Below are 21,031 nucleotides of genomic sequence, written 5' to 3' on the forward strand. Positions count from 1 at the left end.
GATCAGGCCTCGATCAGCAAGACGTCGACGATGGGCTTCTTGCCCGTCCAGCGCGTCGCCACCCGGCGGGCGGCGAGGCGGATATCCTCGCGCAGCTTGTCGCGGTCGCGGCCGCCCTTGCGGGTCGCCTCCGCCACGGCATCGACTGCCTCGTCGAGGAAGGGATCGCGATCCTCCTCGACCGGGATGCCCTGCAGGCGAACCTGGGGCTGGCCGATCATCTTGCCGCCGCGATCGATCGCCACCGCGACCGAGATCTGACCGAACAGGCCGAGCTTGCGGCGCTCGTTGATCGTCGCGCCATCGCCGGGCAGGATCACGTCGCCGTCGAGCACCAGGCGGCCCACATGGGCATGACCGAGCTTCTCCGGCGCGCCGGGGGCGAGGCGGACGATATCGCCATTGGTCTGCACCAGGGCGCGCGGGATGCCTTCCGACAGGCCGAACCGGGCCTGCTCCATCAGGTGGCGCATCTCGCCGTGCACCGGCATCAGGATCTCGGGGCGGATCCAGCGGTACATCGCCGCGAGCTCGGGGCGGCCGGGATGGCCGGAGACGTGGACATGCGCCTGGCGCTCCGTGATCATCTCGATACCCTTGGTGGCGAGCTGGTTCTGGATGCGGCCGATGGCGACTTCATTGCCCGGAATCTGCTTCGACGAGAAGACGACGGTATCGCCGGCATCGAGGCTGATCGGGTGCGTGCCCGAGGCGACCCGCGCCAGCGCGGCGCGCTCCTCGCCCTGCCCGCCCGTTGCGACGATCAGCACCTTGTTGCGCGGCAGGCGCATCGCGGCATCGGGATCGACCGTTTCCGGGAAATCCTTGAGATAGCCGGTCGCGCGGGCGACCTTCAGGATGCGGTCGAGCGAGCGGCCGGCGACGCAGAGCTTGCGCCCCGTCTCGCGCGCGACCAGCCCAAGCGTGTGCAACCGGGCTGCATTGGAGGCGAAGGTGGTGACGAGCACCCGGCCCTTGGCCTTGGCGATCACCTCGGACAGGCCGACGCGGACTTCGGCCTCGGAGCCCGAGGGCTCGGCGTTGAAGACGTTGGTCGAATCGCAGACGAGCGCGAGCACGCCCTCATCGCCGATCACTTCGAGCTGCTCCGGCGTGGCCGGCTTGCCGAGCACGGGCGCGGCATCGAGCTTCCAGTCGCCGGTGTGGAAGATGCGGCCGTACGGCGTATCGATCAGCAGCGCGTTCGCTTCGGGGATCGAGTGCGACATCGGCACGAAGTTCACGCCGAACGGGCCGATATCGATGCGCTGGCCGGGCTTCACGAGGTTGAGGCGGACGCGGTCGGCGTTGCCCTCTTCCTCGAGCTTGCCGCGGATCAGGCCGGCGGTGAAAGGCGTCGCGTAGAGCGGCACGCCGAGGTCTTCGGCGAGATAGGGCAGCGCACCGATATGGTCCTCATGGCCATGGGTGAGCACGATGCCGACGAGATTGTCGATCTGTTCCTCGATGAAGGCGAGATCGGGCAGGATCACGTCGATGCCCGGATATTGGGGGTCGGCGAAGGTGATGCCGCAATCGACCATCAGCCATTTGCCGCGGCAGCCGTAGAGATTGACATTCATGCCGATCTCCCCCGACCCACCAAGGGCCAGGAAGAGGAGTTCGTTATTGGGAGTCACGTAGTTTTTGTTCTTTCTTGTCGTGGAGTCCGCGCGACTGCGGGGACGTACTGGATGCGCGGTCAGCGCTGAATAATGTCGCGATGGGGGTGGCGGTAACGCCACGGGATCCCTTGCCGGGATCGCACATCAGCCCCCTATATGGGCGCGATCCCACAACATCGCCAGCCCCTGAATGGTGAGGTCGGGTTCGATCACGTCGAAAACGTCGGTCTGCTTCTCGAAAAGCGTCGCCAGGCCGCCGGTCGCGATGACCTTTACCGGGCGGCCGACCTCCGCTTTCATCCGGCCGACCAATCCCTCGATCATCGCGATATAGCCCCAATAGATGCCGATATGCATCTGGCTGACCGTGTCGCGGCCGATGACCGACATGTTGCCCGCCGGGGCTTCGATCGCGATGCGCGGCAGCTTGGCCGCTGCGGTGACGAGCGCGTCGAGCGACAGGTTGATGCCCGGCGCAATGATCCCGCCCTTGTACGCGCCGCGGAAGTCCGAGAAGTCGAAGGTGGTCGCAGTGCCGAAATCGATCGTGATCAGGTCGCCGGCATGGAGCGCGTGCGCCGCGATCATGTTGACCGCCCGGTCCGCGCCGACGGCGTGCGGCTCCTCCACGTCGAGCTGCATGCCCCATTCGACCGGCGGCTCGCCGGCGATCAGCGGCTCGCCGCCGAAATATTTGCGCGCGAGCGTCTGGAGATTGTGGAGCGCGCGCGGGACGACGGTGGCGATGATCACGCCGGTGACCGCACCGCGGTCATAGCCTTCCAGCGTCAGGAGTTGGCTGAGCCAGACGGCATATTCGTCGGCAGTGCGGCGCGGGTCGGTCGCGATGCGCCAGCGCGCCTTGATCGTCCCGCTATCGACGAGCGCGAAGACCACGTTGGTATTGCCGGCATCGATCGCGAGCAGCATGTCTATCGGCCTCAGATCAGGAAGACGTCGGCGGCGTGAATGACACGGCTCGATCCGTCCGCCAAGCGCAGGATGAGCGCACCATCGCCGTTCAGGCCTTGGAACAGGCCGTCGATCGCGCCGCCATCGGGCAGGCGCGCGGTGAGCGCGGTGCCGGGGGCGTGCGCGCGTTCGAGCCAGCGGGAGCGGATCGGGGCAAGACCCTCGACGCGCCAGATGCCAAGCCAGCGTTCGAACGCGTCGGCAAGGGTTTCTAGGAAGTCGGCCGGGTCAGGGGCGGCGCCATGCGCTGCGAGGCTCGTGGCGGGGCGTTCGAGGTCGGTCGGGTGGTGCGCGAGGTTGACGCCCATGCCGATGACCACGGCATCCCCAGCGCGCTCAAGGAGAATGCCTGAGAGCTTTGCACCGTCCAGCAAGAGATCGTTGGGCCACTTGATAAGCGTTCCCCGGCGAAGGCCGGGGCCCAGTTGCGGGCGGCCCGATGCTGGGCCCCGGCCTTCGCGGGGGAACAGGTAAGCAGAAGTGACCTCCTCGAGCGCCACAGCGGCCACCAGCGCCAGCGTGGCAGCCTGCGGGTCGTGCGGGCGCAGCCGCACCAAGGTCGACGCGTAGAGATTGCCTTCGGGCGAGGACCAGGCCCTGCCCTGCCGCCCGCGGCCGCCGGTCTGGCGCTCGGCGCGGAGCCAGAGGCCCTCGCCTGCCCCGGTGCCGGCAAGCATCAGCATGTCGGCGTTAGTCGACCCCGTCTCGGCGACGGTACGGATCGTATGCGTCAGAACAGCGCCTTGGCGGCGGCCGCGGCCCATATCCCGAGGCACGGGATGGCGAGATAGCCGATCGGCGAGACGAAGGTCGCGGCAACCGCGATCAGCCCGCCCTCGACCTTGCTGCCGACCGGCGCGAAAGCCGTCGCAGCATCATCGAAGTACATCGTCTTCACGACACGCAGGTAATAATAGGCACCGATCACCGAAGCCGCGATGCCGGCCACTGCAAACGGGAACAGCCCGGCCTGCACGGCCGCCTGGAACACCACGAACTTCGCGTAGAAGCCGAGCAGCGGCGGAATGCCGGCCAGGCTGAACATGAACAGGCCGAGCGCCAGCGCGAGGGCGGGCTGAGTCTTGGACATGCCCGACAGGCTCGCGATCGTCTCCACCGGCTGGCCGCTCTGGTCGCGCATCTGGAGCACGACGAGGAAGCTGCCGAGCGTCATGGCGACATAGATGGTCAGGTAGATCAACACCGCCGACACGCCCTCGGCCGTGCCGCAGGCGAGACCGACCAGCGCAAAGCCGACATTGTTGATCGAGCTGTACGCAAGCAGGCGCTTGATGTTGGTCTGACCGATCGCCGCGACCGCGCCGAAAATGATCGAGGCGAGCGAGGCGAAGATCACGATCTGGCGCCACTGGTCGGTCGCCGGGCCCATCGCCTCGACCGCCACGCGCACCGACAGCGCCATCGCCGCGACCTTGGGGGCGGAGGCGAAGAAGGTCGTCACCGGGGTAGGCGCGCCTTCGTAGACGTCGGGCGTCCACATGTGGAACGGGAACGCGCTGATCTTGAAGGCGAGGCCAGCAAAGACGAACACCAGGCCGAAGGTCAGGCCGAGCGAATGGCCTGCGCCGTATGCGTCGGCGATCAGCGAGAAGAGCGTCGTACCGCTGAAACCGTAAACCAGGCTGATGCCGTAGAGCAGGATGCCGCTCGCCAGCGCGCCCAGCACGAAATATTTGAGGCCCGCTTCGGCCGACCGCGTGTCGCGGCGCATGAAGCTTGCCAGCACATAAGCGGCGAGGCTCTGCAGCTCGAGACCGACATACAGCGTCAGCAGGTCGCCGGCCGACACCATCATGCCCATGCCAATGGCGGAGAGCAGGATCAGGACCGGATATTCCGGGCGCAGATCGTCGCCCGAAGTCTGCTGGAAGAAGCGCGGGGCAATGATGATCGCCACCGCGGCGGCGATGTAGATCAGGACCTTCGCGAAGGCGGCGAAGGCGTCGGCACGGTACAGACCGTCGAACGCTTCACCACCCGACGAAGCCGGGCCGCACAGCGCGATCCCGGCACCGATCAGCACCGCGACCGAGGTCCAGGAAATCGCCTTGGTCGAGGCCTGGCCGCCCCAGGCGGCAGCGAGCATCAGGATCAGCGCGCCAGCGGTCAGCACCAGTTCCGGCAGGGTCATCAGCAGCGAGGCGTTCATTGATGTGCCTCCCCATGATGAGCCGACGGAGCAGCGGGCTTGCCTGCGGTCGGCAACGAGTCACCGGCCGGTGCGGCACGGGCAATGCGCGCCTCGAGCGTGGCGACATCACCGCGCATCGGGGCGAGGAAGCTTTCCGGATAGACGCCCATCCACAGCACCACCGCCGCAATGGGGGCGAGCAGCGCGATTTCGCGCAAGCTGAGATCGGGCATCGCGCGGACGTCATCCTTGGTCAGATCGCCGAACACGACGCGGCGGTAGAGATAGAGCATGTAGGCGGCGCCGAGGATGATCCCGGTCGTGCACAACAGGGTGACGGTGGTCGAGACCTTGTAGGTGCCGGCCAGCGAGAGGAACTCGCCGACGAAGCCGCTGGTGCCGGGCAGGCCGACCGACGCCATGGTGAACAGCATGAAGAACAGCGCGTAGCGCGGCATGTTGATCGCGAGGCCACCATAGCGGTCGATCTCGCGAGTATGCAGCCGATCGTAGATCACGCCGACGCAGAGGAACAGCGCGCCCGAGACCAGGCCGTGGCTGAGCATGACGACCATCGCGCCTTCGATGCCCTGGCGGTTGAACGCGAACAGGCCAATCGTCACGATCGCCATATGCGCGACCGACGAATAGGCGATCAGCTTCTTCATGTCGGACTGCACCAGTGCGACGAGCGAGGTGTAGATCACCGCCACCGCCGACAGGCCGAAGATCAGCCAGACGAACTCGGCCGACGCCTCCGGGAACATCGGCAGCGAGAAGCGCAGGAAACCGTATCCGCCGAGCTTCAGCAGCACGCCGGCCAGGATGACCGACCCGGCGGTCGGCGCCTGCACGTGCGCGTCGGGCAGCCAGGTATGGACCGGCCACATCGGCATCTTCACTGCGAAGGAGGCGAAGAAGGCGAGCCATAGCCAGGTCTGCGCATGCGCCGGGAAATCGGTGTTGAGCAGGGTCGGGATGTCGGCGGTGCCGGCATATTGCGCCATCCACAGCATCGCGATGAACATCAGCACCGAGCCGAGCAAGGTGTAGAGGAAGAATTTGTACGACGCGTAGATGCGGTTCGCGCCACCCCAGATGCCGATGATCAGGTACATCGGGATCAGGCCGGCTTCGAAGAAGATGTAGAACAGGAACAGGTCCTGCGCCGCGAAGGTGCCGATCATCAGCAGCTCGGTGACGAGGAAGGCGCACATATATTCCTGGACGCGCTTCTCGATCGCGACCCAGCTGGCACCGATGCAGATCGGCATCAGGAACACGCTGAGCATGATCAGCATCAGCGCAAAGCCGTCGATGCCGAGCTTCCAGCCGATCGGGCCGAACAGATTCTCGTGCGCCTCGACGAACTGCCATTGCGGCCCGCCGATATCGAACTGCGCCCACAGGCCGATGCCGAGCAGCAGATCGGCCAGCGTCGCGATCAGCGCGATCCAGCGCGCTGCGTTCGCGCTGACGAACAGGCACGCGACAGCGGCGATCGCCGGGATCGCAAGCATCAGCGACAGGATGGGAATACCGCTCATCGTGTGATCGCCCAGGTAACAGCGGCGGTCAGGCCGATCAGCATGACGAAGGCATAGGTGTAGACATATCCAGTCTGGACCCTGCCGGCGACGCGCGAGCCGAGTGCGACGACCCAGGCCGAGCCGTTGGGCCCGAAGCGGTCGATCGTCTTCTCGTCGCCGCGGTGCCAGAAGAGGCGGCCAAGGGCGAAAGCGGGGCGGACGAACAGGATGTTATAGAGCTCGTCGAAATACCATTTGTTGAGCAGGAAATCGTAGAGCACGCTGAACTGCCCCGCGAGCTTCGCCGGGAAGCCCGGGTTGCGGATATAGGCCATCCAGGCACCCCACAGGCCGAGCAGCATCGCAATCGTCGCGGAGAGCTTCACGCCCAGCGGCACCTCGTGCATCGAATGCATCAGATGCTCGCTGAAGGCGACGCTGCCCCTCCAATAATGCTCGCCCGCGGTCGGCTCGATGAAATAGCCGTGGAAGACGAAGCCGGCAGCGACCGCGCCGATCGACAGCAGGATCAACGGGACCAGGATCGACAGCGGGCTCTCATGCGGATGATAGCCGCCGGTGCCCCCATTTTGATCTGCTGGGCCATGATCATGCGCATGACCATGATCGTCGTGATGCGCGTCATGGGCATGCGCGTGATCGTCATGGCCATGCGCATCATGCACCGCGTGCTGGATATGCTCGGACTGGATCCAGCGCGGCTTGCCCCAGAAGGTCAGGAACATCAGGCGCCAGGAATAGAAGCTGGTCAGCAGCGCGACGATCATGCCGACGATCGAGGCGCCGCCCTGGCCGGCCGCCCAGGCTGCCTCGATGATCGCGTCCTTCGAATGGAAGCCGGCAAAACCGATCGCGAGCGGGTTGCCGAACACGGCGGGGATGCCGACGCCGGTGATCGCGAGCGTGCCCGCCATCATGCCCCAGAAGGTCACGGGGATGTGTTTCCGCAGGCCCCCATAATAACGCATGTCCTGCTCATGGTGCATCGCGTGGATCACCGAGCCGGCACCGAGGAACAGCAGCGCCTTGAAGAAGGCGTGCGTGAACAGGTGGAACATCGCCACATTGTACGCGCCGACACCGGCGGCGAAGAACATGTAACCGAGCTGCGAGCAGGTCGAATAGGCGATGACGCGCTTGATGTCGGTCTGGACCAGGCCGACGGTCGCGGCGAAGAAGCAGGTCGCGGCGCCGACCGTCATCACGACGTGGAGCGCGAACGGGCTCGTCTCGAACATCGGCGACAGGCGGCAGACCATGAACACGCCGGCGGTGACCATCGTCGCGGCGTGGATCAGCGCCGAGACCGGGGTCGGGCCTTCCATTGCGTCGGGCAACCAGGTGTGCAGGCCGAGCTGCGCCGACTTGCCCATCGCGCCGACGAACAGCAGCAGGCAGATGATCGTCATCGTGTCGAAGCGATGGCCGAGGAAGCCGATGGTCGACCCAGCCATGCCGGGCGCGGCGGCGAGGATCTCGGGGATCGAGACGGTGCCGAACACCAGGAAAGTGGCAAAGATGCCGAGCATGAAGCCGAGATCGCCGACGCGGTTGACGACGAACGCCTTGATCGCCGCGGCATTGGCACTGGGTTTCTTGAACCAGAAGCCGATCAGCAGGTACGAGGCGAGACCGACGCCTTCCCAGCCGAAGAACATCTGGACCAGGTTGTTCGCGGTCACCAGCATCAGCATGGCGAAGGTGAAGAGCGACAGATAAGCGAAGAAGCGCGGCTGATCCGGATCCTCCGCCATATAGCCCCAGCTATACAGGTGGACGAGCGCGGACACCGAGGTGATCACCACCAGCATGACCGCGGTCAGCGCATCGACACGAAGCGCCCAGGCGACATTCAGATCGCCTGAGCGGATCCAGTCGAATACCGGTACTACGACGCCGCCGCCCGGAATGGCGTTCGCGTCGAAAACCATTGTTCCGGAGCTATAGCCTGCCGTTAGAAACTCGATGAAAATCGGCCAGCTCAGCAGGCACGAGACGAACAGCGCGCCGGTCGTGATCGACTTGGCGACGGTGTTGCCGAGTGCCCGGTTGCCCAGGCCTGCGACGATCGCCGCGAGCAGCGGCAGGAAGACGATGAGGAGGATCAACGAATTACCCCTTCATCCGGTTGACGTCGTCGACCGAAATCGTGCCGCGTCCGCGGAAGTAGATGACCAGAATGGCGAGCCCGATCGCGGCCTCGCCGGCGGCGACGGTCAGCACGAACATCGCGAACACCTGCCCGACCAGATCGTGGAGATAGGCGGAGAAGGCGACGAGGTTCAGGTTTACCGCGAGCAGGATCAGTTCGACCGCCATGAGCATGACGATGAGGTTCTTGCGGTTGATGACGATGCCGAGCACGCCGAGCGCGAACAGGATCGCCGCAACGACGAGATAATGCGTCAGGCCGATCATAGCTCGATCCCCTGCCCTACGCCAGGCTGGGTGTTGCGGGTCGCATCCTGCGGCCGGCGCGAGACCTGGCGGTTGATGTTCTGCGGGCGGGTGCCGCCACGCTCGCGGTGAGTCAGCACGATCGCGCCGATCATCGCGACGAGCAGGACGAGGCCGGCCCCTTCGAAGATGAACAGGTAGCGGGTGTAGAGCAGGTTGCCGATCGCCACGATGTTGGGCACGTCATCGGGAATCGGCGACGCGCGGCGGCTCAGCTCGATCGCGCCGGCGCCGTAAGCGCCGATCGCAACGATGATCTCGGCGGCAAGGCCGATCGCGAGCACCAGCCCGATCGGCAGGTAGCGCGCGAAACCGCTGCGCAGCTCAGCGAAATCGATGTTGAGCATCATCACGACGAACAGGAACAGCACCGCGACCGCGCCGACATAGACGATGATCAGCAGCATCGCGATGAACTCGGCGCCGAGCAGCACCATCAGCCCCGCCGCGTTGAAGAAGGCGAGGATCAGCCACAGCACGGCATGGACCGGGTTCCGCGCGGTGATGGTCAGCGCTGCCGACAGCAGCACCATCACGGCGAACAGATAAAAGGCGAGTGTCTGTATCACGGAATCAGGAGGCCCCTCGGATTCGGCTGGCGCTTAACGGTACGGTGCATCGGCGGCAAGGTTCGCGGCGATCGCGCGTTCCCAGCGATCGCCATTATCGAGCAGCTTCGCCTTGTCGTAGATCAGCTCCTCGCGGGTTTCGGTGGCGAATTCGAAATTCGGCCCTTCGACCACGGCATCGACCGGGCAGGCTTCCTGGCACAGGCCGCAATAGATGCACTTTGTCATGTCGATGTCGTAGCGCGTGGTGCGGCGGCTGCCGTCCTCGCGCGGCTCGGCCTCGATCGTGATCGCCTGGGCCGGGCACACCGCCTCGCACAGCTTGCACGCGATGCACCGCTCTTCGCCATTGGGATACCGGCGCAGCGCATGCTCGCCGCGGAATCGCGGGGAGATCGGGTTCTTCTCGAACGGATAGTTGATCGTCGCCTTCGCCTTGAAGAAATACTTCAGGGTGAGCGCGTGCGCCTTCACGAATTCCCACAGGGTGTAGGATTTGATGATCTGGCCGACGTTCATGACGAAACTCCAAAACGCGTCAGCATCAGGAAGCCCGACACCAGGAACACCCAGAACAGCGACAGCGGGAGGAAAATCTTCCAGCCCAGCCGCATCAGCTGATCGTAGCGGTAGCGCGGGACGGTGGCCTTCACCCAGCTGAACACGAAGAAGAAGAACAGCATCTTGGCGAACAACCAGATGATGCCGGGCACATAATAGAGCGGCGCCCAGTCGACCGGGGGCAGCCAGCCGCCCCAGAAGAGCGTCGCGTTGAGCGCGCACATCAGGATGACGTTGGCATATTCGCCTAGCCAGAAGAGCGCGAAGCTCATCGAGCTATATTCGGTCTGGTAGCCGGCGACGAGTTCGCTCTCCGCCTCGGTCAGATCGAACGGCGCGCGTTGCGTCTCGGCTAGCGACGAGATGAAGAACACGATCGCCATCGGGAACAGCAGCGGGTTCAGGAAGAAGCCGTTGAGGTGAAGATAGACGTTCTGCTGCGCCATCACGATGGTGGAGAGGTTGAAGCTCCCTGCCCACAGCACGACCGAGATCAGCACGAAGCCGATCGCGACCTCGTACGACACCATCTGTGCCGCGGCGCGGATCGCCGAATAAAAGGGATATTTCGAGTTGGACGACCAGCCCGCCAGGATGATGCCGTAGACGCCGAGCGACGACGCCGCGAGCACATAGAGCAGGCCGACATTGATGTCCGCCAGCACCACGCCCGCCTGGAACGGGATGACCGCCCAGACGATCAGCGCGACCGTGAAGGTGATGATCGGCGCGAGCAGGAACAGGCCCTTGTTCGCGCTCGTAGGGATGATGGTTTCCTGCAGGAAGACCTTCAGGCCGTCGGCGAAGCTCTGCAGCAGGCCGAACGGGCCGACCACATTGGGGCCGCGGCGCAGCGCCATCGCCGCCCAGATCTTGCGATCGGCATAGATGATCATGGCGACCGCCAGCATCAGCGGCAGCGCGATGACCAGGATGCCGATGATCGTGGCGAGGAACCACGCCCAGCCGTAGTTCAGGCCCCAGGATACGAAGAGGGCGGTCATTCTGCCGCCTCCGCGAATTCCACCCCGTGGATCAGCTCGGCGGAGCAGCGCTGCATCGTCGGGGACGCACGGCAGATGGCGTTGGTCAGGTAGAAATCCTTGATCGGATAGCCGACGGGCCCCTCGCTCTTGGCGTCGAGCGCTGGCGCGTTCCAGGCGAAACGGCGCAGGCCGAGCGTGGCGAGATCGGGCGTGTCGACGCCCATCGCGGCGCGCAGTTCCTCGAGCGTGTCGAACGGCAGGGTCTTGCCCAGCACCGCGGAGAGCGCGCGCAGGATCGTCCAGTCCTCGCGGGCGTCGCCCGGCGGGAACACCGCGCGCTCGCCACGCTGGACGCGGCCTTCGAGATTGACCCAGGTGCCCGACTTCTCGGCATAGCTCGCGCCCGGCAGCACGACGTCCGCAGCCGCGGCGCCCTTGTCGCCGTGATGGCCGATATAGACCTTGAAGCTGTCGGCGAAGGCCGAGAAATCGGCCTCGTCGGCCCCGAGGAAGAAGGTCAGCTTCGGCTTGGCCGCGACGATATCGGCAATGCCGCCCTTTTGCGCGAGGCCGAGCATCAGGCCGCCCATGCGCGACGCCGCCATGTGCAGCACGTTGAAGCCGTTCCAGCCGTCGCGCACCAGATCGAGCGACTTGGCGAGCTTGAGCGCGGCGCCATGGCCGCCCTTGAGCGCGCCGCCGCCGACGATGATCATCGGGCGCTGGGCGTTCTTGAACGCCTCGGCCGCACTTTTGGGGAGCTTGCCAAGCAAGGTCAGGTCGTTGCCGAGCCATTCGACCTTGTAGGTCAGGTCCGTCTCTTCGCCGATCGCGAAGACCTTCGCGCCCTTCTTGATCGCCTTGCGGATGCGGGTGTTCACCAGCGGCGCTTCCCAGCGCAGATTGGTGCCGACCAGCAGGATCGCGTCGGCCTCTTCGGCGCCGGCGATCGTGGTGTTGAAATTGACCGCGGACAGCGACGAGGCATCGTAGGCCATGCCGGTCTGGCGGCCTTCGAGCAGGGTCGAGCCCATCGCGCCGAGCAATGCCTTGGCAGCGTAGAGCGTCTCGCAATCGACCAGGTCGCCGTGCACCGCGGCGACGCTGGAGCCGGCGTTTACCGCGGCGATGGCGGCGAAGGCTTCGTCCCAGCTCGTCTCGGTCAGCTTGCCCTGCTTGCGCACGAACGGGCGGTCGAGCCGGCGGCGGACCAGGCCGTCAACCGCGTGACGGGTCTTGTCGCTCGCCCATTCCTCGTTGACGTCCTCGTTGATCACGGGGAGCGCGCGCAGCACCTGGCGGCCGCGGCTGTCGAGGCGGATATTGGTGCCGACCGCGTCCATCACGTCGATGGTCAGCGTCTTCTTGAGCTCCCAGGGCCGCGCCTCGAAGGCATAGGGCTTGGAGGTCAGCGCGCCGACCGGGCAGAGATCGACGACATTGCCCGACAGCTCGCTCGTCACCGCGCCTTCGAGGTACGAGGTGATCTGCATGTCCTCGCCGCGACCGATCGCGCCGATTTCCTCGACGCCGGCGACTTCCTCGGCGAAGCGGATGCAACGCGTGCACTGGATGCACCGCGTCATCACCGTCTTCACGATCGGGCCCATGTACTTTTCGGTGACCGCCCGCTTGTTCTCGTCATAGCGGGAATGGCCGCGGCCATAGGCCAGGCTCTGGTCCTGCAGGTCGCACTCGCCGCCCTGATCGCAGATCGGGCAATCGAGCGGGTGGTTGATCAGCAGGAATTCCATCACGCCTTCGCGCGCGTTCTTCACCATCGGGGTGTTGGTGAAGACCTCCTGGTTCTCGGCAGCGGGCAGCGCGCACGAAGCCTGAGGCTTGGGCGGCCCCGGCTTCACCTCGACCAGGCACATGCGGCAATTGCCCGCGATCGACAGGCGCTCGTGATAACAGAAGCGCGGGATCTCCTTGCCGGCGATCTCGCACGCCTGCAGCACCGTGGCGCCCGCGGGCACCTCGATCTCGATTCCGTCGACTTTGAGCTTTGGCATGCGTTTCGTACTTGCTAGCTGCGCCGGCCGGCCGCGGGGCCGTCGACAATGGCGTGATAAAGCGGTTCGGCGATCATCAGGCGGAGCTGATCGCGCTTCATGCTGATCGGCTTGCCCTGGACGACACAGCCGGGTAGCGCCGGCCGGATCGCGGCAAGCGCCTGCGTTTCCTCGGCACTGCCGGCCTTGGACCGCACCAGCTGGAGCGCACCGTCGGGCGCCGCCTTGACGACGCACGTGCCGAATTCCTGCATGCCGAGCGAGACGGCGTCGTAACCCGAGCCCGGCCTCTTTCCGGTAATCGCATAGCTATACCAGGCGCTCGCCTCGCTCAGGCGCGCGACATTGGTGCCTCGCTCGTCGGCGGCAGCCGTGGCTGCGGCGGCGGCCATCGCCGGCCGGCCATTATAAAGGCTCTGCGACCAGCGGCTGATCGTCAGCGCATATTTGTCGCCACTGCAGGCGGTGTAGATTTCCCCAAGATCTGCAGCGACGCTGCTTTCGTCGCTGGAGCCCGGCAGGGTCCGCAACAGCGCCTTCACCATAGTCGGTTCCTGCTCCACGACGCATGCCGCCGTCGCGTAGGTTTCACGCTGTTTCGCCGTGTCATCAGCCGCGGCTGCGCCGGTAGCGATCAGCGGCAGCGCAGCGGCCGCAACGGCAACGATGATAGCCCTCATTTCGCTCTCTCCTTGACAGATGTCGCGCCGCGCCTGTGCATCACTTGCCCGCCACCCGAGTGGTCCGCCCGAACGGGTCCCTTGTAGAGTATTTCCGCAAACATCAGCGTGACCACGCGCTGAGCGGCGGAGCGACGTCGACGCGGTAGACGATCTCCGCCAGCACGCCGGTCAACGTCGCCCGATTGACGGCGAACTGTTGGCCGCCGGGTAGGCAGCCCGAAAGCTGGGGCGCGAGCGCGGTGAGCCTGGTGTTCTCATTCTCCGATCCGGGAGCAGCGCGAACCAGATCACGCACGGCGTCAGGCGCCTTGCCGACCAGGCACGATCCAATCTGATACCAGCCGACCATCGGATCATCGGCCGGAAGCTTCGGGGCCCAATTGTTGATCACGTTCGCCGCCGAGCGCCCGGCAGCGGGGCCGAATTTCGTGTATGCCGCCCTGAACAAGGGGCCACGCAACGAAGCGGCGGAAGGCACCGCACCGTCATTGCACTCCTTGGTCGCCAGCCGCGATACCGCGGCGTCGAAACGCTCGCGGGATTCCGGCTCAAGCACGCGTCCCACTCGAGTCGAGTTGTGTCTGACCAGGCACTGCGCATGAGCCACCATCGGAAAAGCGCTGGCCGCCCCCTCTTGCGCCAGTGCGGTACCGTGGCAGCCGGCACCAAGCAGCGATGCGAACGCGATGAAGCGCGAGACGGCGTTGCCGTCACATAAAGGCCAGGCGTGGCGCCTCATCACTCGGCGGCTTCCATCATCGGGGCGAGATCGCCGCCGCGTTCCTTGATCCGCCGCTCCAGCTCGGGCCGGAAATGCTTGATCAGGCCCTGGATCGGCCAGGCCGCCGCGTCGCCGAGCGCGCAGATGGTGTGGCCTTCGATCTGCTTGGTGACCTGCTGCAGCGTGTCGATCTCGCTGATATCGGCATCGCCGGTGCGCAGCCGCTCCATCACGCGCCACATCCAGCCGGTGCCCTCGCGGCACGGCGTGCACTGGCCGCAGCTCTCGTGCTTGTAGAAGTACGAAATACGCGAAATCGCGCGGACGATGTCCGTGGACTTATCCATCACGATGATCGCCGCGGTGCCGAGGCCCGAGCCGAGCGCCTTCAGCCCGTCGAAATCCATCGGGCAGTCCATGATCTGCGCCGCCGGTACCAACGGCACCGAAGAACCGCCGGGGATGACCGCGAGCAGATTGTCCCACCCGCCGCGGATGCCGCCGCAATGTTCCTCGATCAGCTGGCGGAAGGGAATGCTCATCGCTTCCTCGACCACGCAAGGGCGGTTCACATGGCCCGAGATCTGGAACAGCTTGGTGCCGCGGTTGTTCTCCGCGCCGAAGCTGGCGAACCATTCGGGGCCGCGCCGCAGGATCGTCGGGACGACCGCGATCGACTCCACATTGTTGACCGTGGTCGGGCAGCCATAAAGGCCCGCGCCCGCCGGGAAAGGCGGCTTGAGGCGCGGCTGGCCCTTCTTGCCCTCGAGGCTCTCGAGCATCGCGGTCTCTTCGCCGCAGATATAGGCGCCGGCGCCGCGGTGGACGAACACGTCGAAATCATAACCCGAACCGCTGGCATTCTTGCCGATCAGGCCCTTGTCGTACGCTTCCGCGACGGCCGCGAAGAGCACCTCCGCCTCGCGGATATATTCGCCGCGGATGTAGATGTAGGCGGCACGCGCGCGCATCGCGAAGCCGGCGATCAGCGCGCCTTCGATCAGCTTGTGCGGATCGTGCCGCATGATCTCGCGGTCCTTGCAGGACCCGGGCTCGGATTCGTCGGCGTTGATGACGAGGAAGTTCGGCCGCTCGGGCTTGGGCTCCTTCGGCATGAACGACCATTTCGTGCCGGTCGGGAAACCCGCGCCGCCGCGGCCGCGCAGGCCCGATGCCTTGACCGCGTCGATCAGGGCGTCCTGGCCACGCGCCATCAGGCCCTTGGTGTCATCCCAATCGCCGCGCTTGCGCGCCGCGTCGAGATTCCACGGCTGAAACCCGTAGACGTTGGTGAAGATACGGTCCTTGTCGGCGAGCATCTATTTGCCTTTTCCCGTCGCGCCCTGAACCATGAAATAGACGACCACGCCGATGCCGATCAGGATCAGCAGCGGGATCAGGCTGAAGGTGATCCGCAGCACCCAGCCCAGCACGACCAGTCCGCCGATGACGGCGAGGACTGCGACGATCGGATTCACGCCCTTCATGCCCATTCTCCCCGGTAATCATGGTTGTCGTCGACCATTTCCTTGAGCGACGTGGGGCCGCCCGCCGGGCAGCTGTCGCGGCGGCCGGTCTGCGATCCCGGCGCCGGCGTCTTGCCTTCGGCCAGCGCGTCGAGGATCGCGGCGGTGCGATCATAATCCAGGTCTTCGTAATTATCGTCGTTGATCTGGACCATCGGCGCATTGGCGCAGGCGCCGAGGCACTCGACCTCAGTCAAGGTGAACAGGCCGTCGGGCGTGGTCGCGCCCTTGACGAGACCGCGATTCTTGCAGGCGGCGAGCACATCGTCCGAGCCGCCGAGCATGCACGGCGTCGTGCCGCAAACCTGGACATGATAGCGGCCGACCGGCGCCATGTTGAACATGGTGTAGAAGGTCGCGACCTCATAGACGCGCATGTACGGCACGCCGATTTCACGGGCGACATATTCGATCACCGGCACCGGCAGCCAGCCCTGGGTCTTGGTCTCGGTGCCGACCTGGCGCTGGGCGAGATCGAGCAAGGGCAGCGACGCGGACTGCTCGCGCCCCTTGGGATAGCGGCCGAGGATCTCGGTCGCTTTTTTGCGGTTCTCGGCCGTCCAGATGAACGCGCCCCAGCGTGCGCGGGTCTCGGCCTCGTCGGGGATCTTGGGTGATTCAGCCATGCTTCAAATTCCAACCGCGAATGAATGCGGCTATTTGGATAACGACACAGGAGGCAGCGCTGATGGTGATCCCCCACGTCGCGGCGATGGCGAGAAGGAAGAAAACCGACGAATACCCAATCAATGTCGACAGGGTCGCCACCGCATAGAGCGCTATGCTGCCCAAGAGCGCGGCTCGTGAAAATCTAAGTGCGCTCACCGGTCGCACTCCCCGAACACGATATCCATCGCGCCGAGAATGGCGGTGGTATCGGCGAGCATGTGGCCCCTGGCCATGAAGTCCATCGCCTGGAGATGCGAGAAGGCGGTCGGGCGGATCTTGCAGCGATACGGCTTGTTGCTGCCGTCCGCGACCAGATAGACGCCGAACTCGCCCTTGGGGCTCTCTGTCGCGACGTACACGTCGCCGGCGGGGACGTGGAAGCCCTCGGTGTAGAGCTTGAAATGGTGGATCAGCGCTTCCATCGAGCGCTTCATCTCGGCGCGCTTGGGCGGCACGACCTTGCGGTCGAGGCTGGCGATCGGCCCTTCGGGCATTTCGTTTAGGCACTGCTTCATGATCCGCACCGACTGGCGGACTTCCTCCACGCGCACCATGAACCGGTCGTAGCAATCGCCGCGCGTGCCGACCGGCACGTCGAAGTCCATCTTCGCATAGACATCATAGGGCTGCGATTTGCGCAGATCCCACGGAATGCCCGAGCCGCGGATCATCGGGCCGGAGAAACCCCATTTGATCGCATCGTCGCGGCCGACCGTCGCGATGTCGACGTTGCGCTGCTTGAAAATGCGGTTGTCGGCAACGAGGCTGATCGCGTCCTCGAAAATGCGCGGCAGGCGATTGTCGAGCCAGTCGGCGATATCGGTCAGCAGCTTGAGCGGCGTATCCTGGTGCACGCCGCCCGGCCGGAAATAGGCCGAATGCATGCGCGCGCCGGAGACACGCTCGAAGAAGTTGAGGCAATCCTCGCGGATTTCGAACAGCCACAGGTTCGGCGTCATCGCGCCGACATCCATCACATGGCTGCCGAGGTTGAGCATATGGTTCGAGATGCGCGTCAGCTCAGCAAAGAACACGCGGAGATATTGCGCGCGGATCGGCACTTCGAGATCGAGCAGCTTCTCGATCGCGAGCACGAAGCTGTGCTCCATGCACAAAGGCGAGCAGTAATCGAGCCGGTCGAAATAGGGCAGCGCCTGCATGTACGTCTTGTATTCGATCAGCTTCTCGGTGCCGCGGTGGAGCAGGCCGATATGCGGATCGACGCGCTCGACGATCTCGCCGTCGAGTTCCATCACCAGGCGCAGCACGCCGTGCGCGGCCGGATGCTGCGGGCCGAAATTGATCGTGTAGTTCTGGATCGCGACATCGCCGACTTCGGGGTCGGCGGCATCGGTCCTGCCCTCGATCGCTTCGAGATGATCGGCCATCAGAGCGTTTCCAGCTTTTCGCGAGTCATGTGCGAAGGCGCGACGCCGGTGTTCGGCTCGCCTTCGCGGTCAATCAGCAGCACTTCGGCCTCCTGCTCGGCAAAGGGCCGGTGCTCGGTGCCGCGCGGCACGACGATCATCTCGCCCGCACCGATGCGACGCACGCCGTCGCGGAACTCGATGCCGATCTCACCCTTCACGACGAGGAACAGCTCGTCGGTGTCGGCATGGCTGTGCCAGGTGAAATCGCCCTGCAGCTTGGCCAGGCGCAGCTCATTGCCGTTGTACCCGCCGACGATGCGCGGATTCCAGTGATCGGCAAAACTGCCGAACTTCTCGCCCAGATTGATGACGGAAGGAGCGCCCATCATGATGCCTTCGGCTTGCGCGGCGCACGCGGCTTGGGTGCGGTCGGCGCGTCGCCCGAGGCGGCGGGCTTGGCACGCGCGGCGCGCGGCTTCTTCACCACATCGGGATCGGCGGGCTTGGGCGCTGCATCGGGCGAGGCCTTGCCGGCACCGGTCTGCGCCGTGCTCTCGGTGACCTTGGGCGTCGCCGGAGGCGCAGCGGCGGCAGTCTTGGCCGCATCCGCCTTCTGGATCTCGTCGGCCTTGAGCGGCGTGGGCGCGCCCTTGGCTTCGGGGAGCTTGGCCTTTTCGTCGCCGGGCAGGATGTACTCGGCGCCTTCCCACGGGCTCATGAAGTCGAAGGTGCGGAAATCCTGGGCGAGCTGGACGGGTTCATAGACCACCCGCTTCGCTTCCTCGGAATAGCGCAGCTCGACATAGCCGGTCAGCGGGAAGTCCTTGCGCTGCGGATGGCCGCGGAAACCGTAATCGGTCAGGATGCGGCGCAGGTCGGCGTTGCCGGAGAAGAGCACGCCGTACATGTCGTACACTTCGCGCTCGAGCCAGCCGGCGACCGGCCAGATGCCCGTGACCGATGGCACCGGCTTTTCCTCGTCCGTCTGCACATGCACGCGGATGCGGTGGTTGCGGGTCAGCGAGAGCAGGCAATAGACCACTTCGAAGCGGTCGGGCCGCTCCGGATAGTCGACCCCGGCAATTTCCATCAGCTGCTGATATTCGAGGCCGGGCGTGTCGCGCAGCGCCACCATCGTCTCGACCAGCGTCTCGCGGTCGACCGTCAGCGCGACTTCGCCCACTGCGTCGAGCGACGACAACAGCTTCGCGCCCAGCAGCTCGCCCGCGCGATCGATGATCCCGTCATTGGCCGTGTAGGCCGGCGCCGGCGCCCTCACCGTTCGATCGTTCCGATGCGGCGGATCTTCCGCTGCAGCTGCATGATGCCATACAGCAACGCTTCCGCGGTCGGCGGGCAGCCCGGGACATAGATGTCGACCGGCACGATCCGGTCGCAGCCGCGCACGACGCTGTAGCTATAATGATAATAGCCGCCGCCATTGGCGCAGGAGCCCATCGAGATGACGTATTTCGGCTCGGACATCTGATCGTAGACCCGGCGCAGCGCCGGGGCCATCTTGTTACACAGCGTACCGGCGACGATCATCACGTCGGACTGGCGCGGCGATGCGCGCGGCGCGGCGCCGAAGCGCTCCAGATCGTAGCGCGGCATGTTCACGTGGATCATCTCGACCGCGCAGCAAGCGAGGCCGAAGGTCATCCACCACAGCGAGCCGGTGCGGGCCCAGTGGAACAGATCCTCGGTCGAGGTGACGAGAAAGCCCTTATCGGTCAGCTCGCCATTCAGATCGTTGAAGAACGTCTGGTCGGGCGGGATGATCGCGCCACCGGAGGCGGCTGGTGTGAGTTCTACTCCCACTCGAGCGCTCCCTTCTTCCATGCATAGACGAGGCCGAGCGCGAGTTCGGCGATAAAGCCCATCATCGCGAACCATGCCGTCCAGCCGAGCGAGAACACGCTGACGGCCCAGGGATAGAGGAACGCGGCTTCGAGATCGAAGATGATGAACAGGATGGCGACGAGATAGAAACGCACGTCGAACTGGCTGCGCGAATCCTCGAACGCGGGAAAACCGCATTCATATTCGGTCAGCTTCTCAGGCGTCGGCTTGTGCGCGCCGGTGAAGCGCGCAGCGATGATCGGCAGGAACACGAACGCGCTGGACAGCACGATCGCGACGCCAAGGAACAGCAGGATCGGCAGATATTGCGACAGGTCGACCAATGGGTTTCTCGCAGGTGCGAATGACTGGCGCGGCTTTAGGACGATGACCCTAGTTGGGCAAGGCCGCGAGGAGTGAGAATCACTCGCAAAAACAATCCTCCCCGAGCCTGCTCGGGGAAGAAAAAGGATCAGCGCAGCGCGTTCGCCAGCAGCTTGTGCAGCTTCGATTGAAGCGCGTCGTTCGCGGCCAGGAATTCGCCGCGTTCCATCATGCGGTCGCCGCCGCGGAAATCGGTGACGAAGCCGCCCGCTTCGCGCACCAGCAGAATGCCGGCAGCGACGTCCCAAGGCTTCAGGCCAGATTCCCAGAAACCGTCGAAGCGACCCGCGGCGACCCAGGCAAGGTCCAGCGCGGCCGCGCCGATCCGGCGAATGCCTGCCACTTCCGGCGCGATCGCACCGAAGATTCGGCTCCACTCAGCGAAATTGCCATGGCCGAGGAAAGGAATGCCAGTCGCGATCAGCGCGTCTGGCAGGTCGCGGCGCGCGGAGACGCGCAGGCGTTGCTCCTGCATCCAGGCGCCCCGGCCCTTTTCGGCCCAGAAGCTGTCGTCCGTGATCGGGTTGTAGATGAGGCCCGTGGTGATCTCGCGCTTGCCGTTGGCGAGCGGCTCCTCGACCGCGATCGAGATCGCGAAGTGCGGGATGCCGTGGAGGAAGTTGGTCGTGCCGTCGATCGGGTCGACGATCCAGCGCGGCTTGTTAGGGTCGCCGGCTACTTCGCCGCGCTCCTCCATCAGGAACCCCCAGTCGGGGCGCGCCTTGGACAGTTCCTCGAAGATCGTCTGCTCGGCGCGCTGGTCCGCCATGGTGACGAAGTCGGCCGGGCCCTTGCGGCTCACCTGCAGGTGCTGGACCTCGTTGAAGTCACGACGAATCCGCGGCGCTGCCTTGCGCGCGGCGCGATCCATGACGGTGATGAGGCCTGAATGACTAACCAAAATGCTTCTCCACCCCTCCCTGCAAGGGAGGGGCAAGGGGTGGGTTAG

General features: G+C 65.2%; 22 protein-coding genes. All 22 read right to left on the bottom strand.

Going from position 1 to position 21,031, the window contains the following annotated elements; translation table 11 throughout:
• Window positions 1-2: 2 nt before the first annotated feature.
• The 22 genes from WC729_RS10840 to WC729_RS10945 all read right to left on the bottom strand — a co-directional run bounded on the left by WC729_RS10840 (window position 3) and on the right by WC729_RS10945 (window position 20,983).
• Window positions 3-1,640 carry a ribonuclease J gene (locus WC729_RS10840; protein WP_372852475.1) on the bottom strand — a complete coding sequence of 546 codons (1,638 nt, stop codon included), beginning with the start codon at window positions 1,638-1,640 and terminating at the stop codon, window positions 3-5.
• Between the two features lie 129 nt (window positions 1,641-1,769).
• On the bottom strand, window positions 1,770-2,555 hold the full coding sequence (locus WC729_RS10845; protein WP_372852477.1) for a type III pantothenate kinase: 786 nt from the start codon (window positions 2,553-2,555) through the stop codon (window positions 1,770-1,772).
• A gap of 11 nt (window positions 2,556-2,566) precedes the next feature.
• A complete protein-coding gene (locus tag WC729_RS10850; RefSeq protein ID WP_372852479.1) occupies window positions 2,567-3,280 on the bottom strand; it encodes a biotin--[acetyl-CoA-carboxylase] ligase in 714 nt (237 codons plus the stop codon).
• Window positions 3,281-3,327: 47 nt separating this feature from the next.
• Window positions 3,328-4,767, bottom strand: coding sequence for an NADH-quinone oxidoreductase subunit NuoN (gene nuoN, locus WC729_RS10855; RefSeq protein WP_372852481.1), 1,440 nt, complete (start codon window positions 4,765-4,767; stop codon window positions 3,328-3,330).
• Window positions 4,764-6,296, bottom strand: a complete 1,533-nt coding sequence (locus WC729_RS10860; protein ID WP_372852483.1) for an NADH-quinone oxidoreductase subunit M — start codon at window positions 6,294-6,296, stop codon at window positions 4,764-4,766. The genes nuoN and WC729_RS10860 overlap by 4 nt, the downstream gene beginning before the upstream one ends.
• Window positions 6,293-8,407, bottom strand: a complete 2,115-nt coding sequence (gene nuoL, locus WC729_RS10865) for an NADH-quinone oxidoreductase subunit L (protein ID WP_372852485.1) — start codon at window positions 8,405-8,407, stop codon at window positions 6,293-6,295. Before nuoL ends, WC729_RS10860 begins: the two co-directional genes overlap by 4 nt.
• Before the next feature lie 4 nt (window positions 8,408-8,411).
• Window positions 8,412-8,717, bottom strand: a complete 306-nt coding sequence (nuoK, locus tag WC729_RS10870; protein WP_372852487.1) for an NADH-quinone oxidoreductase subunit NuoK — start codon at window positions 8,715-8,717, stop codon at window positions 8,412-8,414.
• Window positions 8,714-9,325 (bottom strand): NADH-quinone oxidoreductase subunit J, encoded by a 612-nt coding sequence (locus WC729_RS10875; protein ID WP_372852489.1) that lies wholly within the window; start codon window positions 9,323-9,325, stop codon window positions 8,714-8,716. The genes nuoK and WC729_RS10875 overlap by 4 nt, the downstream gene beginning before the upstream one ends.
• Window positions 9,326-9,358: 33 nt before the next feature.
• The gene (gene nuoI / locus WC729_RS10880; RefSeq protein ID WP_372852491.1) at window positions 9,359-9,844 is read right to left on the bottom strand and encodes an NADH-quinone oxidoreductase subunit NuoI; all 486 of its coding nucleotides are present in this window, start codon (window positions 9,842-9,844) and stop codon (window positions 9,359-9,361) included.
• A complete protein-coding gene (nuoH, locus tag WC729_RS10885; protein ID WP_372852493.1) occupies window positions 9,841-10,890 on the bottom strand; it encodes an NADH-quinone oxidoreductase subunit NuoH in 1,050 nt (349 codons plus the stop codon). The genes nuoI and nuoH overlap by 4 nt, the downstream gene beginning before the upstream one ends.
• Window positions 10,887-12,887: an NADH-quinone oxidoreductase subunit NuoG gene (gene nuoG, locus WC729_RS10890; protein WP_372852495.1), complete on the bottom strand. Its 2,001-nt coding sequence runs from the start codon at window positions 12,885-12,887 to the stop codon at window positions 10,887-10,889. The genes nuoH and nuoG overlap by 4 nt, the downstream gene beginning before the upstream one ends.
• A 14-nt stretch (window positions 12,888-12,901) precedes the next feature.
• On the bottom strand, window positions 12,902-13,567 hold the full coding sequence (locus tag WC729_RS10895) for a hypothetical protein (protein WP_372852497.1): 666 nt from the start codon (window positions 13,565-13,567) through the stop codon (window positions 12,902-12,904).
• A 103-nt stretch (window positions 13,568-13,670) separates the two neighbouring features.
• Entirely contained in the window at window positions 13,671-14,309 is a 639-nt protein-coding gene (locus WC729_RS10900; RefSeq protein ID WP_372852499.1) for a hypothetical protein, read from the bottom strand.
• The gene (gene nuoF / locus WC729_RS10905; RefSeq protein WP_372852501.1) at window positions 14,309-15,610 is read right to left on the bottom strand and encodes an NADH-quinone oxidoreductase subunit NuoF; all 1,302 of its coding nucleotides are present in this window, start codon (window positions 15,608-15,610) and stop codon (window positions 14,309-14,311) included. Before nuoF ends, WC729_RS10900 begins: the two co-directional genes overlap by 1 nt.
• Window positions 15,611-15,778 carry a hypothetical protein gene (locus tag WC729_RS10910; protein WP_372852504.1) on the bottom strand — a complete coding sequence of 56 codons (168 nt, stop codon included), beginning with the start codon at window positions 15,776-15,778 and terminating at the stop codon, window positions 15,611-15,613. It abuts the gene before it with no gap.
• Complete coding sequence (locus WC729_RS10915) at window positions 15,775-16,443, bottom strand: NAD(P)H-dependent oxidoreductase subunit E (protein ID WP_372852506.1); 669 nt, start codon at window positions 16,441-16,443, stop codon at window positions 15,775-15,777. Before WC729_RS10915 ends, WC729_RS10910 begins: the two co-directional genes overlap by 4 nt.
• Window positions 16,444-16,638: 195 nt before the next feature.
• Window positions 16,639-17,874, bottom strand: a complete 1,236-nt coding sequence (locus tag WC729_RS10920; protein ID WP_372852508.1) for an NADH-quinone oxidoreductase subunit D — start codon at window positions 17,872-17,874, stop codon at window positions 16,639-16,641.
• The gene (locus tag WC729_RS10925; RefSeq protein WP_372852510.1) at window positions 17,874-18,242 is read right to left on the bottom strand and encodes a cupin domain-containing protein; all 369 of its coding nucleotides are present in this window, start codon (window positions 18,240-18,242) and stop codon (window positions 17,874-17,876) included. The genes WC729_RS10920 and WC729_RS10925 overlap by 1 nt, the downstream gene beginning before the upstream one ends.
• Complete coding sequence (locus WC729_RS10930; RefSeq protein ID WP_372852512.1) at window positions 18,242-19,135, bottom strand: NADH-quinone oxidoreductase subunit C; 894 nt, start codon at window positions 19,133-19,135, stop codon at window positions 18,242-18,244. Before WC729_RS10930 ends, WC729_RS10925 begins: the two co-directional genes overlap by 1 nt.
• Window positions 19,132-19,677 carry an NADH-quinone oxidoreductase subunit B family protein gene (locus WC729_RS10935; protein ID WP_372852514.1) on the bottom strand — a complete coding sequence of 182 codons (546 nt, stop codon included), beginning with the start codon at window positions 19,675-19,677 and terminating at the stop codon, window positions 19,132-19,134. Before WC729_RS10935 ends, WC729_RS10930 begins: the two co-directional genes overlap by 4 nt.
• Complete coding sequence (gene ndhC, locus WC729_RS10940; RefSeq protein WP_272625746.1) at window positions 19,668-20,042, bottom strand: NADH-quinone oxidoreductase subunit A; 375 nt, start codon at window positions 20,040-20,042, stop codon at window positions 19,668-19,670. The genes WC729_RS10935 and ndhC overlap by 10 nt, the downstream gene beginning before the upstream one ends.
• 128 nt (window positions 20,043-20,170) lie before the next feature.
• Window positions 20,171-20,983 carry an inositol monophosphatase family protein gene (locus WC729_RS10945; protein ID WP_372852516.1) on the bottom strand — a complete coding sequence of 271 codons (813 nt, stop codon included), beginning with the start codon at window positions 20,981-20,983 and terminating at the stop codon, window positions 20,171-20,173.
• Window positions 20,984-21,031 lie beyond the last annotated feature (48 nt).

The organism is Sphingomonas sp., from assembly GCF_041661825.1.
GTDB lineage: Bacteria > Pseudomonadota > Alphaproteobacteria > Sphingomonadales > Sphingomonadaceae > Sphingomonas.

Bases quoted from the DNA above. Each gene is read 5' to 3' on its own strand.
- WC729_RS10910 (WP_372852504.1), bottom strand. From the start codon at position 15,778: ATGAAGGGCGTGAATCCGATCGTCGCAGTCCTCGCCGTCATCGGCGGA.
- nuoK (WP_372852487.1), bottom strand. From the start codon at position 8,717: ATGATCGGCCTGACGCATTATCTCGTCGTTGCGGCGATCCTGTTCGCG.
- nuoI (WP_372852491.1), bottom strand. From the start codon at position 9,844: ATGAACGTCGGCCAGATCATCAAATCCTACACCCTGTGGGAATTCGTG.
- nuoH (WP_372852493.1), bottom strand. From the start codon at position 10,890: ATGACCGCCCTCTTCGTATCCTGGGGCCTGAACTACGGCTGGGCGTGG.
- nuoG (WP_372852495.1), bottom strand. From the start codon at position 12,887: ATGCCAAAGCTCAAAGTCGACGGAATCGAGATCGAGGTGCCCGCGGGC.
- WC729_RS10860 (WP_372852483.1), bottom strand. From the start codon at position 6,296: ATGAGCGGTATTCCCATCCTGTCGCTGATGCTTGCGATCCCGGCGATC.
- WC729_RS10895 (WP_372852497.1), bottom strand. From the start codon at position 13,567: ATGAGGGCTATCATCGTTGCCGTTGCGGCCGCTGCGCTGCCGCTGATC.
- WC729_RS10845 (WP_372852477.1), bottom strand. From the start codon at position 2,555: ATGCTGCTCGCGATCGATGCCGGCAATACCAACGTGGTCTTCGCGCTC.
- WC729_RS10850 (WP_372852479.1), bottom strand. From the start codon at position 3,280: ATGCTGATGCTTGCCGGCACCGGGGCAGGCGAGGGCCTCTGGCTCCGC.
- nuoF (WP_372852501.1), bottom strand. From the start codon at position 15,610: ATGCTCGCCGACAAGGACCGTATCTTCACCAACGTCTACGGGTTTCAG.
- nuoN (WP_372852481.1), bottom strand. From the start codon at position 4,767: ATGAACGCCTCGCTGCTGATGACCCTGCCGGAACTGGTGCTGACCGCT.
- WC729_RS10925 (WP_372852510.1), bottom strand. From the start codon at position 18,242: ATGGGCGCTCCTTCCGTCATCAATCTGGGCGAGAAGTTCGGCAGTTTT.
- WC729_RS10900 (WP_372852499.1), bottom strand. From the start codon at position 14,309: ATGAGGCGCCACGCCTGGCCTTTATGTGACGGCAACGCCGTCTCGCGC.
- WC729_RS10915 (WP_372852506.1), bottom strand. From the start codon at position 16,443: ATGGCTGAATCACCCAAGATCCCCGACGAGGCCGAGACCCGCGCACGC.
- WC729_RS10920 (WP_372852508.1), bottom strand. From the start codon at position 17,874: ATGGCCGATCATCTCGAAGCGATCGAGGGCAGGACCGATGCCGCCGAC.